This window comes from Jutongia sp., from assembly GCF_057878315.1.
Genome location: NZ_DBLXSO010000018.1, coordinates 22,997 through 35,366, shown reverse-complemented (window position 1 = coordinate 35,366; position 12,370 = coordinate 22,997). Strand labels below are relative to the sequence as shown.

Here is a 12,370-nt window from a genome sequence, read left to right as displayed (position 1 = left end):
GCGCATGCATAGATACGCAGGGATGGGGGATTTATGAACCAATTATTAAACAAGCTTGAAAAGAAATTTGGCCGTTATGCCGTACCGGATCTCATCAAGTATGTGATCGTGTTGTACTGTGCGGGAGCGGCACTCGGACTGATCAATGAGAATATTTATTACAGTTATCTGTCGCTTAATGTGGAGGCTGTCTTACATGGTCAGATATGGAGACTGTTCACATACCTGATCGAGCCATATGGCTTTAATCGGGGGATGGGCTTTATTGTGAGTATCCTGTTCTTTGCGATTCAGGTCAATCTGTTCTTCCTGTTTGGAAGATCGCTGGAGCAGGCATGGGGAACCTTCCGGTTTAACATGTACTTTATCAGCGGCTGGTTTTTAAACATTGTTGCGGCATTTATTTTGTATGGGACACTTCATTCCGTACAGTATCTGTCCGGCTTCCAGTATATTTACTGGTCTATGTTCTTTGCCTTTGCAACCATCAATCCAAACATGGAGTTTTTGTTCTGGTTTGTGATACCGATCAAGGTGAAGTGGCTGGCAATTCTGGATGCGGTATATCTCTTGTATAATGTATTCCAATATGTGACAACAGGTATTGCGTGCATAAACCGTGGAATGACGTCAGTTGGAGGACAGTATTTCAGCGTCGCCTTTGCAATCCTTGTCGCGATGGCGAACTTCTTAATATACTTTTTTGCCAGCAGGGATTATCACAGAATCTCACCGTCGGATATCAGGCGGCGCCAGCATTTCAAGAAGCAGGTCAGGGATGCGGGACGTCAGAACGGCGGGGCAAGACACCGCTGTGCAGTATGCGGCAGAACCGAGCTTGATGACGAGAATCTGGATTTCAGATTCTGTTCGAAGTGCGACGGCAATTATGAGTATTGTTCGGATCATTTGTTTACCCATCAGCATGTGAGAAAGCATGACTGATCACAATAGAAAATAAAGGAGAAAAACTATGGGGATGATTAACACAGTGGCAATCATTGGATTTCTGATCATGCTTGCCATGTACTTTCCGATCAGCGGTTATCTGAGAAACCGGATGACCGTTGTGGAACAGAGCGGGGCGGCAGTCCGCGCCAGAAACAATCAGAAAAGAAAGAATGTAGCAAGAAGCAAGGGCAGCAGGAATCAGACACAGGTGAATCTTGACAATCCGCAGGACCGCATGATCGGTCTGACGGTCTTTGTGGCTGTCATGGTCGTTGCATTTCTGCTTCGTGTGATTATTGGCGGTGTTTACCACGGTCATGAGCAGGACATGAGCTGCTTTATTGCATGGGCGGATATGGTATACAACGATGGTTTTCACAAGTTCTATACCACGATGACAGAGGGTTATCCACCCGGATATATCTATATTCTGTATGTGATCGGATGGCTGCGTCATATCTTCAGCATTCCGTGGAATTCGGCAATGAGTGATATCCTCACAAAGATGCCGAATATTCTTACCGATCTTGGTATGGGGTATCTGATCTATAAGGTTGCGTCCGAGAAGTTCCGTGAGACAGGTGCAGCATTGCTTTCAGCTGTTTATCTGTTCTGCCCGGCAATCATTCTGGACAGCGTTGTCTGGGGGCAGACGGACAGTATCTATGTGGTATTTCTTGCATGGATGTTCTATCTGATCGCCAAGAAGAAACTGATCCCATCGTATTTCCTTTTCGCACTGGCAATTCTTTTAAAGCCACAGGCGATGATGTTTGCACCGGTGCTGTTATACGGTATTATCGATCATGTATTTCTGGAGGATTTCAACTGGAAGAAGTTCGGGATCAACCTTGGAATGGGACTTGTGGCAATTCTTTGTATGGTGATCGCCGTGTTGCCGTATGGTTTGCAAAAGGTTATTTCCCTTTATACGAATACGGTAGGTTCTTTTGAGTATGCTTCCGTAAATGCATACAATTTCTGGACACTGGTTGGTAAGAACTGGATCAGTCAGGGAGACAGGGGCTTTGGTTTAAGCTATCAGACCTGGGGTACGATCTTTATCCTTCTGATCGTGATCGCAACAGCATTTGTAAATTTCCGCTGCAAAAAGACAGAGGCGAAATATACATATATCGGCGGTATGCTGATCATCGGTATTTTCATGTTCTCTGTCCGCATGCATGAGCGTTATATGTATCCGGCAATGGCGTTTATGCTTCTCGCATATGTGATGAAGCCGAGAAGAGATGTGTTTATCCTGTATTGTCTGTCGGCAATGCACTTCTTCTATAACGTAGCGCATGTATTGTTTAAATATGATGCTGCAAACTATGACTGGCACAGTCCGATCCTGTTTGCAATCTCCCTGCTTGGCATGGTTGTGTTTGCCTTCATGGTATACACAACGATCCGCCATTACACCAGATTTGAGACAGAGCAGGAGGAGAAGCAGATCATTAGCCGCGAGACAACCGTGAAGAAGGTGTCTGCGGAGGAGAAGAACAAGTCTGTGATCCGTCCATCTTCCAAGCTTGTGAAGATGACGAAGCAGGATTATATTGCCATGGGAATTATCACCCTGATATATGCAGTAATCGCATTTGTGCATCTCGGTAGCCTGAAAGCACCGGAGACGGAGTATTCTGTCGTGACGCAGGGGGCGGTTGTTGCCGATATGGGACAGGATGTCAGTCTCGGAAAGATGGCGGAATATCTTGGCTACCAGAACAATCCGAAGTATCTGGTGGACTATTCCTCAGATGGAACAAACTGGAATACCTTATACGGAGCAGACAATCCGTGGGATGCCGGTTCGGTATTCTGTTGGAATTATACGGATCTGAATGTGACAGCACGTTATGTGAGGATCTCACCGGCAGCGGATACGACAAATGACAGTATTATGGAACTGGTATTTACAGATACGGAAGGCAATGTAGTGACACCGGTCAATGCCGGAGACTACTCCACATTGTTTGATGAGCAGGATCTGTATGCGGCAAGAGCAACCAACTTAAACGGTACTTACTTCGATGAGATCTATCACGGCAGAACTGCTTATGAGATGATCCACAAGCTGTATTGCTATGAGAACACCCATCCGCCACTCGGCAAGGAGCTGATCGCGCTCGGCGTTCTGATCTTTGGTATGTGTCCGTTTGGCTGGAGATTTATGGGAACGCTGTTCGGTGTTCTGATGGTGCCGATCATCTATAATTTCTCCAAGAAGTTCTTTAAGGAGACGTGGATCAGTATAGTGACGACGATCCTGTTTACGTTTGATTTCATGCACTTTGTTCAGACGCGTATTTCCACGATCGATGTGTATGTTACGCTGTTTATCATGCTCTCGTATTTCTTTATGTACTGCTATACGAGACTCAGCTTTTTCGATACAAAGCTGTCCAAAACGCTGATTCCGCTTGGACTCTGTGGATTTGCCATGGGTCTTAGCTGGGCGTCCAAATGGACCGGTATCTATTCGGCAATCGGACTTGCGATCATCTTCTTTGCACAGATGATCCAGAGATTCCGTGAGTACATTTATGCAACGAAGAATCCAAATGGAAAGACAGGAGAGATTTCCCATCAGTTTATTATCAAGAACTTCCATAAGAAGCTGATCGTCACTCTGCTGTCATGCTGTATCTTCTTCATTGTTGTGCCGGCGGTGATCTATGTACTGTCCTATATTCCGTTTAACGACGGTACGGACCGTACGCTGATCCAGAAGGTGATCGAGGCACAGAAGACGATGTTCAATTATCACAGCACACTGAATGCAACACATCCGTATGGATCGAAATGGTATCAGTGGCCAATCATGTACCGTCCGATCTGGTATTATTCCGGCGTTGTGTCAGACACCGTCAGAGAGGGTATCAGTGCCTTTGGTAATCCGCTTGTATGGTGGGCCGGTATTCCTGCCTTTGTATATATGCTTTATCTGGTATTTGCCAAGAAGGACCGCAAGGCTGCATTTTTAAGTGTCGGTTATCTGTCACAGTATGCACCGTGGTTTAAGGTGACACGAGTTGTATTTATTTATCATTATTTCCCAAGTGTACCGTTCGTTACGGTTATGGTGGGCTACAGCATGTACCGGCTTGTAAAGAAATATCCGAAAGCGAAGAAATACGCCTATATTTATGCGGCGCTGGCAGTAGGACTGTTTGCAATGTTCTATCCGGTCTTAAGTGGTACGCCGACGACTGTGCATTATGTAAAAACTTACCTGAAATGGTTTGAGAGCTGGGTATTATTACAGACCTGGTAATAAGGAGACGACATGAGTACAAAGATACGCGAAAGTGTAAAGAAATTATCCCATGGCAAGGAGCTTGAACAGGCTCTTCCGGAGTATCTGGAGCTTGCCCTGGACATTCATGACAGTCATGCAAGACTGAAATTCATGATGGAATATTATGTGTTTTATGAGATGATCACAGAGGGGATCAATCCTTATATTAATACGGCAGAAGATATTGCACAGGCTCTTCATCAGGCGGTTCGTGTCCTGATGGATCCTGCCTCCTTCGGAGAGGAGGAACGCAGCCGGCAGAGAGAGAATCTGCTTAAGCTTCGTACGGAAGTGACAGACCGCATGCAGGTGCTTACCGCATATGTAGACCGTTTTGTTGTATACGAGTATATTCTGAACCGCATGCAGTATCGCTTTGAGGATCAGGAGGTTATCGCCGAGGACAGTGTCTTTGCGCAGGAGGTATTAAACTTTATCTTTGCAACTAAGGACAATATGGCGATCAACGATAATATTCGCATGGTGATCGGACAGCTTCCGATGCGTATGACGAGAAGCCATTATTTCGATCTGATCCGCGAGAGTATCTCTGTCTACAAGGGTTCTGACAAGAGTGCACTGGAGGGACATCTGTACATGTTCCGCACCAATGCAATGCTTTACCGGACCGATGACATGGAGAAGTATTTCACAGAGTTTGTGCCGGTCATCAAGGAGTTTGATGAACTGGATTATGAGAATATGACAGCCGAGATGTATCAGATTTATGCTGAGAAGCTTCGCACGAATGCATCAAAGCTCAATGATATTTCGGATCTGTACATGCTGATCCAGAAGCTGATCAACGGAGCATATTCCATGTATCTGGCAGATGGCGGTCAGAAGGCAGCCGATAAGATTCCGGCGGCACAGTTAGTGATCCGCGGTATCAACGAGCTGTTCCTACATGAGGAAAGTGCTATCTGGGAGAAGAATGAGGAGCATCCTCTTGAATCAGAGGAGGACAAGCTGTACTGGCTTGGCGAGCATTTTCCGGAGATCGAGGGAATGCAGGAGCGGATCTACGAATCCATGACAACGGCAGATGCCGTGCTGGAGGAGACGATCAAATCCGAGAAGGAGCAGATCACAAAGCTCGGACTGATGGAGGGCTTTACACATCTGCAACAGCTAATGCAGTTAGCTTCCGGCAGCGACTTTGTGGAACTTGAGTGGAAGGATGAGGAAGAAAAGGTAACCGCACAGGATGCAGAGAAAGCGGCAGAGCAGATCGTAACCGAGTTGAAGCAGGAGTTCAAGGGACAGTCCCGTCTGGTGAGACGTGCGATCATGGCGAATACGCTGGAAAAGATCCCTGTATTTTTCTCAACACCGCAGGAGGTGGCAGATTATATCAGCCAGTCTCTGATGCTCTGTGATGATGAAGCAGAGAAGTATGCATCCAAACAGTTGATTCAGGAAATGATGGGATAATTTGGCAGGGATTTCCGGAAAAGGAGGAGTATGCTGTACTGGAGTTCAAAAATGTATCTGGACGCGGATATTTCCGTCAAAAAGAAACGGTATCAGAAGCTTCTCGAAAAAAATAAGCCGACAAGACCGTTATATTGTATTACATTACCCGTAAATGGAGAAAATATCATGGAGATATATTCCTCCGTGGAGCTGTGGTTTCGCTGGTACCGGAAACGAAGGGTGACGGTGATAGGTCTGGCGGGAAGCCGGGAGAAAGCCGAAATGCTTGCAGCACAGATCTGTCTTGATACAGTTTGCAGAGAGGGTGACATCTCTCCCCGGATCGTGCGTGGATATTTTGAGGATATCATGTAAACAGCAACAGGATGCCGGGAGGAGGTGTGCCGATGGCAGTGATCATACTGGGTGTGTTTAAGTGGATCGGAATCATTCTGCTTTGCATTTTGGGACTGATGCTTCTGCTATGTCTGGCAGTGCTTCTGATACCGATCCGGTATCAGCTGTCTGCCGTATGGCAGGAGGAGCACAGAGTGAAGGGAAGTGTAAGCTGGCTGCTGCATCTGATCCATCTGTCTTTTGACACGGACAGAAACCAGAGAGTGTGTATCCGTATTTTTGGCATCCCGGTGAACGGCAGATTTCATACAAAGAAAAAGAAATTCCAAAAGCGAAGAAAAGTAAAGCAGAAACGGAAAGCATCCGGCAGTACTAAGGTCCAAAGGAAAGAAGGTGTTTCACCAGCGAAAGTGCAGAAGGCTGTGGAATCTTCGACAACAGCCGGTGAACCGAAAGAAGCAGGAGGGGCGAAGACGGCGGATTCATCCGATTGCACACTGCGGCGGATAACGGACAGAGTGAAAAAGTTTTTCTTGTCAATCGCCGGCTTATTCGCTAAAATAAAGGCAATTGATGAGGAAAGCATTGAGCTGCTTCAGGCAGTTTTAAAGAGCAGTGGAGGGCTGTTAAAGCATATGGCACCACGCAGCCTCAGGGGGCGACTTCATTTTGGAACCGGAGATCCGGCGCTCACCGGACAGCTTCTGGGAGTACTTAGTGTCCTTTTTGCCATGTGGGGCAAAGGGATTGCGGTTATACCGGATTTTGAACAGGAAGTGTTTGAGGGAGAGGCAGCAGTGAAGGGATATGCAAGAGGGATCATAGTGTTGATCCTGATAATCAGAGCGCATCCGTTGCGGTTAATGGAACGGTTAGACAGATCATAGGATGCTGTTGCAGCATATGGAAAGGTATGGTGATATCATGGCAGACAATAATTTCAACACGGCAGTTGGTTCTCTTCTGAAAGGTATGGAGGGTTTTCTGACAACCAAAACAGTGGTTGGCGATGCAGTACGGTTTGATGATGGAACGATCATCCTTCCGCTGGTAGATGTCAGCTTTGGTGTGGCCGCGGGCTCGTTTGCGGAGAATGGCAAGAAGAACAATGCTGGCGGCGGAATGGGAGGAAAGATTCAGCCAAGTTCCATTTTGATCATCAAGGACGGAACAACGAAGTTAGTCAATGTTAAGAATCAGGATGCAGTTACAAAGGTGCTTGACATGGTGCCGGATCTTGTCGATAAATTCAAGTCTGGCAAGGGTTCTGACGAAGAAAAAGAAAAAAATTAAATTTGTTCTTGCATTTTACATTATGATTTGGTAGAATAAGCATGTTGTGGCAAAATTAGACAGTCATAATAGTTATTGATAAATCATGACCGTTAGGGTTAAATATGCTAAGGAGGTGCTTACGATGGCAAAATGTGCAGTTTGTGGAAAGAGCGTTCACTTCGGTAACGCAGTAAGTCATTCCCACAGAAGAAGCAACAAGATGTGGAAGCCAAATATCAAGTCCGTTAAGGTTAAGGTTAATGGCGGCACAAAGAAGATGCCGGTATGTACAGGATGTTTACGTTCTGGAGCAGTAGAGCGTGCGTAGGCGCTTTTCGGTATTATATGAATACAAAGAAACCGTAATATACGGTTTCTTTTTTTGCAAAAATCACACAAAATGTCTTTGAACAGGAACTTGTCTATTGATGAGAACTGTAGTACAATGAGGCAAAATAGGCTGTTTTGGAGAAAGGAGGGGATGTGATGGCAAACGCGATGTATACCGGTGATGAAATCTGTGCTATGGGGCAGAAATATTACCATTCGCTGGCAAAGATCTGTAAGAGACTGGAGAAACAGGGCTACTGGCGGGAGGCAGAGAACATGATGAAGCAGTCTGCAGCGGAGGTGTTAGATCTGTATGTCCAGTCGGTACTGGTGGAACTGGCGGTGCGTCTGGACAATATTTCTGACGGGCAGAAAGAATACATCCGGTGCCTGACACAGACCAATCCGCTTGAGATCAGCCCGGATGCGGAGATATTGGAGCAGAGTGTAGTTCATTACGCGGAGAAGTATGCAGCGATGCCTCCGATCCTGATCCAGATCTGCGGTGTGTATGACAGGCATTTGAAAGAGGAACAGGCGGTGCTGTTTCTTGACAATGTGATCAATGTTCTTTTGTGTATGATGGAATTATCCGACCGCTTTGACCGGGCAGGTCAGGAGTATATCCGTGAATATTATGAAAGAACCGTGTTATTTGTCTGCTCCGGAGGTGTCAGCCCGGAATGGGAGGAAAGCTATATCCGTCATAAGCTTGCTGCCCGAAATATCTGCTCCGGTGTGAAATGGCTGACCGGGGAAGAAAGCAAAAAGGCTGAATGGCAGGTGAATATGCCGGCAGATAAGACGGATCAGAGAATGCTTCCTGAAACGGTTACTTCGGACGAAGTGGAGTCGGAAGGAAATATACAGGAAAGTCCGGAGGATGAGCAGAGAGAAGCCAGGAAAGAGTTTGAAAAGGTAAAGAAACGGCTGCAGGAGCGGCAGAAGGCAGAAAAGGAAGCAAAAGAGCAGCGAGTGGCTAAACTTTTGGACGAACTGAATCAGCTGGTAGGACTGGACAACGTCAAGGAGGAGGTCCGTTCTCTTGTGAATCTGATCAAGGTGCGCCGGATGCGCGAGGAATATAAGCTTCCCGCTATGGACATGTCTTATCATATGGTATTTACCGGTAATCCGGGAACCGGAAAGACCACGGTTGCCCGTCTTGTGGCAAGGATTTACAGAGAGCTCGGTATCCTGTCGGAGGGGCAGCTTATCGAGACAGACCGTTCCCGTCTGGTTGCCGGTTATGTGGGGCAGACGGCGATTAATGTCCGCGAGGTGGTGGAGCAGGCGATCGGCGGCGTATTATTTATTGATGAGGCATATGCGCTGGTCAGCCCGGATACAACGAATGATTATGGCTCTGAGGCGGTAGATACGCTGGTCAAGATGATGGAGGATCACAGGGATGATCTTGTGGTGATCGTTGCCGGTTACAGGGAGGAGATGGAGCAGTTCTTGCGAAGCAATACGGGACTCATCTCCCGCTTCAATAAATTTATTACATTTGAAGACTATTCCGAACAACAGTTGTTAGAGATTTTAACGGTTATGGCGGAACAGGCAGGGATGGTCGTTGAGGATACGGCAGTGAAGAAGCTTGGATTATATCTTGCCTCCATGAATGAACAGGAGCGCCGGGACTTTGGAAATGCCCGTGGTGTCCGCAATGTATTCGAGAGGATGATCGTGAATCAGGCGAACCGGATCGTGCTTCTTGAGGAGCCGACAAAGGAGCAGCTCATCACGCTGACGGCGCAAGATGTGTGATTGACCGCCCCGATGGAATGTGATACAATAATTAGTATCTTATATTGTGTTATAATACGAAATTTAAAGGAAATGAGGGAATGCAATGAGAGTGATTGCAGGAACGGCGAGACGTCTGAAACTGGAGACTCCGGCGGGACGCCATACCAGACCGACCTCGGATAAGATCAAAGAGACGTTATTTAATATTATACAGCAGGATCTGTATGAGGCAAGATTTCTGGATCTGTTCAGCGGCAGTGGCGGGATCGCGATCGAGGCATTGAGCAGAGGTGCGGCAGAGGCTGTGCTGGTAGACAACGACCGGGAAGCACTGCGGTGCATCCGCACGAACCTTCACCATACGCATTTTGAGGAACAGGCAAGGGTGATGGCGATGGATGTTATCCAGGCACTTCGCAGACTGGATCAGCAGAAGAAAGCATTTGATGTTATTTTTATGGATCCACCGTACAGCATGGGGCTGGAGAGAAGGATAATTCCTTATCTGATTGAGTCATCGCTGGTTCATGATGATACAAGGATCATTGTTGAGGCATCCATGGAGGACGATCCGATCGTGCTTCCTCCAACCTGTGGATGGTATGTGGAGAGAGTCAAGGAATACAAGAACAATTGTCATATATTTATCTGCCGGGATAAAACAGCCGTGGCGGGAGAGGACGAATAACGATGAGTACAGCAGTATTTCCGGGAAGCTTTGATCCGGTGACAACGGGTCATGTTGATCTGATCCGGCGTGCTTCACGGATGTTTGACCGGCTTGTGGTCGGTGTTTTAGTCAACAGTGCAAAGCAGCCATTATTTTCCAAAGAGGAGAGGGTGGCGATGCTGCGGGAGATTACAGCGGATCAGGATAATATTGAGGTGTCTTCTTTTGAGGGGCTTCTGGTAGATTTTGTGAAGGAGCAGCATGCAGATGCGATCGTGCGGGGACTGAGAACGCCGGGAGATTTTGAGTATGAGCTTCCGCTTGCACAGGCGAACCATAAACTGTCTGTTCAGGCAGATACCATATTTCTGGCATCTGCACCGGAGTATTCCTATATCAGCTCCAGTGCAGTCAGAGAGCTTTTAAGATATCAGGCAGATATTTCCGGTTATGTACCGGAGACGGTTCTTCGCTATATGAGGGAGCATGGAGTAGTATCTAATTAACATTATCATAATCATAGATTTGCAGATAGGAGAGAACGATATGCAGTCAAGCAGAATTGAGCAGGAGATTGATGATATTTTTGAATTTGTGGAAAGTTGCCGTATGCAGAGACTTTCTTCAACGAAGGTGGTAGTTCCTAAGGACGAGCTTTACGATCTACTGGATGATCTGCGCCGGGATGTGCCGGAGGAGATTAAGCGCTATCAGAAGATTCTCCGACAGAGAGAGGAGATCCTTGATAATGCAGAGCAGAAGGCGGCAGCGATTCTCTCAGATGCGCAGGAGCAGTACAAGGCTCTTGTGGAGGAGCATGCGATCATGCAGGAGGCTTACCAGCAGGCAGAGATCACGGTACGGGAAGCCAATGAGCAGGCAGAGCAGATCGTTGCCAATGCAAGAGCACAGGCAGCGGAGATCGGCAATGGTGCGATCTACTACACAAGAGATCTGTTAGAGATGTCTGAGAAGACACTGGCTGCGGCATTGGAGACCACAAGCAGCAATGCGCGGGCGTTGGAGTCAGCGCTGCAGGGATATCTGGATGTGATCAGCCAGAATAAGGCGGAGCTTGTCACAGACGAGGATGCCCAGGTGCAGGCGCAGCAGGAAGCAGCCGCACAGCAGGAAGAACTGCAATTGCCGGAGGTACAGGAAGAGCCTGTTTCATAGGCAAAGGCAGGGGAGATTCCAATACAAAGGATGCCGTCACAGAGATGGCAGAGGAAGGTGCGGGTGAGAATGAACGAGAAAACAGATGTACAGGTGATCATCAACGGGAAGCAGTATACGATATGCGGTTACGAGAGCAGTGATTATCTGCAGCATATCGCGAATCATATCAATGAGAAGTTTGATGAGTTTAAGCGGCAGGAGGCATATAACCGCCTGGATATGGATATGAAGAATATTCTTCTCGCGATCAATCTGTCCGATGATTATTTTAAGGCACAGAAGCAGGCGGACGAGAACAGACAGCAGCAGGGCGAGGTCGAGCAGGAAATGTTTCGCATGAAGCATGAGATTGTCTCACGCAATGAGGAATTAAAGTCTGTGCAGGAGCAGTTAAAGCAGGCGCAGGCGAAGACGTCAGAGCTTGAAAAGAAAACGATCCGTCTCGAAGCGGAGCTGGATCAGAAGACGCAGGAGCTTTTGAACAAAGAGAAAGAGTTGGAGAAGAAATCTCAGGATATCGCTCAGAAAGAAAAGGAATTAGAGCAGAAATCCCAGGATATCGTCCGCAAGGATAAGGAATTAGAAAGCAAGACCAAAGAGGTCGAAGAGAAGAATAAAGAGCTTCTGCGGAGAGCGGCAGCACAGGTGGCAAGACCGGAAGTGCCACAGCAGCGGCAGGCATATCCGGCAGCAGCCAATGTCGTCAGACCACAGCAGCAGGTGCAGACAGGAGCCACATCAATATCGCAGAGCAGCCAGCCGGTGAAAACGGTGGTGCCGGCAGCACACCCCACGGCTTCCGGGACACAGTCGGTCAGTCAGGCTGCAGCAGTAACGCCCAAGGATGACAGCATCATGTCAGGAATACAGCCTGTAGCAGTGGACAAGACGGACAATGCAAAGCCTGCGATCGCGTCCTTTGAGATGGAGGCGGATCCGAAGGAAGACGGCACACAGGACAGTCAGAATGGTGCGAGGGGACGAAAGAATTCCGGTTCCAGACGTTCCCAGAGTAAGAGAAAATAAAAGAACAGGATAAAGGGCAAAACACCGGTTTTGCCCTTTATTATTCGTGCGAAGGTAAAGTGAGGATGGAACAATAAATTTGTTCCATTCCGGCGCCCGCAGAGGAT

At 47.5% G+C, this 12,370-nt stretch carries 12 protein-coding genes; all 12 read left to right on the top strand.

The features are described from left to right. The first annotated feature begins 33 nt into the window (after positions 1-33). The 12 genes from ACZLMD_RS06145 to ACZLMD_RS06090 all read left to right on the top strand — a co-directional run bounded on the left by ACZLMD_RS06145 (position 34) and on the right by ACZLMD_RS06090 (position 12,263). A complete protein-coding gene (locus ACZLMD_RS06145; RefSeq protein WP_482521351.1) occupies positions 34-945 on the top strand; it encodes a hypothetical protein in 912 nt (303 codons plus the stop codon). A gap of 28 nt (positions 946-973) precedes the next feature. Beyond that, positions 974-4,231 carry a glycosyltransferase family 39 protein gene (locus ACZLMD_RS06140; protein ID WP_489495326.1) on the top strand — a complete coding sequence of 1,086 codons (3,258 nt, stop codon included), beginning with the start codon at positions 974-976 and terminating at the stop codon, positions 4,229-4,231. Between the two features lie 12 nt (positions 4,232-4,243). Continuing rightward, positions 4,244-5,689 (top strand): hypothetical protein, encoded by a 1,446-nt coding sequence (locus ACZLMD_RS06135; RefSeq protein WP_022305760.1) that lies wholly within the window; start codon positions 4,244-4,246, stop codon positions 5,687-5,689. A gap of 30 nt (positions 5,690-5,719) precedes the next feature. Beyond that, positions 5,720-6,046, top strand: a complete 327-nt coding sequence (locus ACZLMD_RS06130; RefSeq protein ID WP_482521349.1) for a hypothetical protein — start codon at positions 5,720-5,722, stop codon at positions 6,044-6,046. Between the two features lie 32 nt (positions 6,047-6,078). Then, positions 6,079-6,915: a DUF2953 domain-containing protein gene (locus ACZLMD_RS06125; protein ID WP_489495324.1), complete on the top strand. Its 837-nt coding sequence runs from the start codon at positions 6,079-6,081 to the stop codon at positions 6,913-6,915. A gap of 37 nt (positions 6,916-6,952) precedes the next feature. After that, positions 6,953-7,321: a GerW family sporulation protein gene (locus tag ACZLMD_RS06120; protein WP_482521353.1), complete on the top strand. Its 369-nt coding sequence runs from the start codon at positions 6,953-6,955 to the stop codon at positions 7,319-7,321. A 124-nt stretch (positions 7,322-7,445) separates the two neighbouring features. Beyond that, positions 7,446-7,631, top strand: coding sequence for a 50S ribosomal protein L28 (rpmB, locus tag ACZLMD_RS06115; RefSeq protein ID WP_022305764.1), 186 nt, complete (start codon positions 7,446-7,448; stop codon positions 7,629-7,631). Positions 7,632-7,789: 158 nt separating this feature from the next. After that, positions 7,790-9,406 carry an AAA family ATPase gene (locus ACZLMD_RS06110; RefSeq protein WP_489495321.1) on the top strand — a complete coding sequence of 539 codons (1,617 nt, stop codon included), beginning with the start codon at positions 7,790-7,792 and terminating at the stop codon, positions 9,404-9,406. 85 nt (positions 9,407-9,491) lie between these two features. Continuing rightward, a complete protein-coding gene (gene rsmD / locus ACZLMD_RS06105; protein ID WP_022305766.1) occupies positions 9,492-10,076 on the top strand; it encodes a 16S rRNA (guanine(966)-N(2))-methyltransferase RsmD in 585 nt (194 codons plus the stop codon). A gap of 2 nt (positions 10,077-10,078) precedes the next feature. Next, entirely contained in the window at positions 10,079-10,564 is a 486-nt protein-coding gene (gene coaD, locus ACZLMD_RS06100) for a pantetheine-phosphate adenylyltransferase (protein ID WP_118560247.1), read from the top strand. Between the two features lie 40 nt (positions 10,565-10,604). After that, entirely contained in the window at positions 10,605-11,234 is a 630-nt protein-coding gene (locus ACZLMD_RS06095) for an ATP synthase subunit B family protein (RefSeq protein ID WP_022305768.1), read from the top strand. 69 nt (positions 11,235-11,303) lie between these two features. After that, on the top strand, positions 11,304-12,263 hold the full coding sequence (locus tag ACZLMD_RS06090; protein ID WP_482521345.1) for a cell division protein ZapA: 960 nt from the start codon (positions 11,304-11,306) through the stop codon (positions 12,261-12,263). Positions 12,264-12,370 lie beyond the last annotated feature (107 nt).

What these genes read in the sequence shown, in the direction of transcription:
- ACZLMD_RS06145 (WP_482521351.1), top strand. Translation starts at nt 34, where the DNA reads ATGAACCAATTATTAAACAAGCTTGAAAAGAAATTTGGCCGTTATGCC.
- ACZLMD_RS06140 (WP_489495326.1), top strand. Translation starts at nt 974, where the DNA reads ATGGGGATGATTAACACAGTGGCAATCATTGGATTTCTGATCATGCTT.
- ACZLMD_RS06135 (WP_022305760.1), top strand. Translation starts at nt 4,244, where the DNA reads ATGAGTACAAAGATACGCGAAAGTGTAAAGAAATTATCCCATGGCAAG.
- ACZLMD_RS06130 (WP_482521349.1), top strand. Translation starts at nt 5,720, where the DNA reads ATGCTGTACTGGAGTTCAAAAATGTATCTGGACGCGGATATTTCCGTC.
- ACZLMD_RS06125 (WP_489495324.1), top strand. Translation starts at nt 6,079, where the DNA reads ATGGCAGTGATCATACTGGGTGTGTTTAAGTGGATCGGAATCATTCTG.
- ACZLMD_RS06120 (WP_482521353.1), top strand. Translation starts at nt 6,953, where the DNA reads ATGGCAGACAATAATTTCAACACGGCAGTTGGTTCTCTTCTGAAAGGT.
- rpmB (WP_022305764.1), top strand. Translation starts at nt 7,446, where the DNA reads ATGGCAAAATGTGCAGTTTGTGGAAAGAGCGTTCACTTCGGTAACGCA.
- ACZLMD_RS06110 (WP_489495321.1), top strand. Translation starts at nt 7,790, where the DNA reads ATGGCAAACGCGATGTATACCGGTGATGAAATCTGTGCTATGGGGCAG.
- rsmD (WP_022305766.1), top strand. Translation starts at nt 9,492, where the DNA reads ATGAGAGTGATTGCAGGAACGGCGAGACGTCTGAAACTGGAGACTCCG.
- coaD (WP_118560247.1), top strand. Translation starts at nt 10,079, where the DNA reads ATGAGTACAGCAGTATTTCCGGGAAGCTTTGATCCGGTGACAACGGGT.
- ACZLMD_RS06095 (WP_022305768.1), top strand. Translation starts at nt 10,605, where the DNA reads ATGCAGTCAAGCAGAATTGAGCAGGAGATTGATGATATTTTTGAATTT.
- ACZLMD_RS06090 (WP_482521345.1), top strand. Translation starts at nt 11,304, where the DNA reads ATGAACGAGAAAACAGATGTACAGGTGATCATCAACGGGAAGCAGTAT.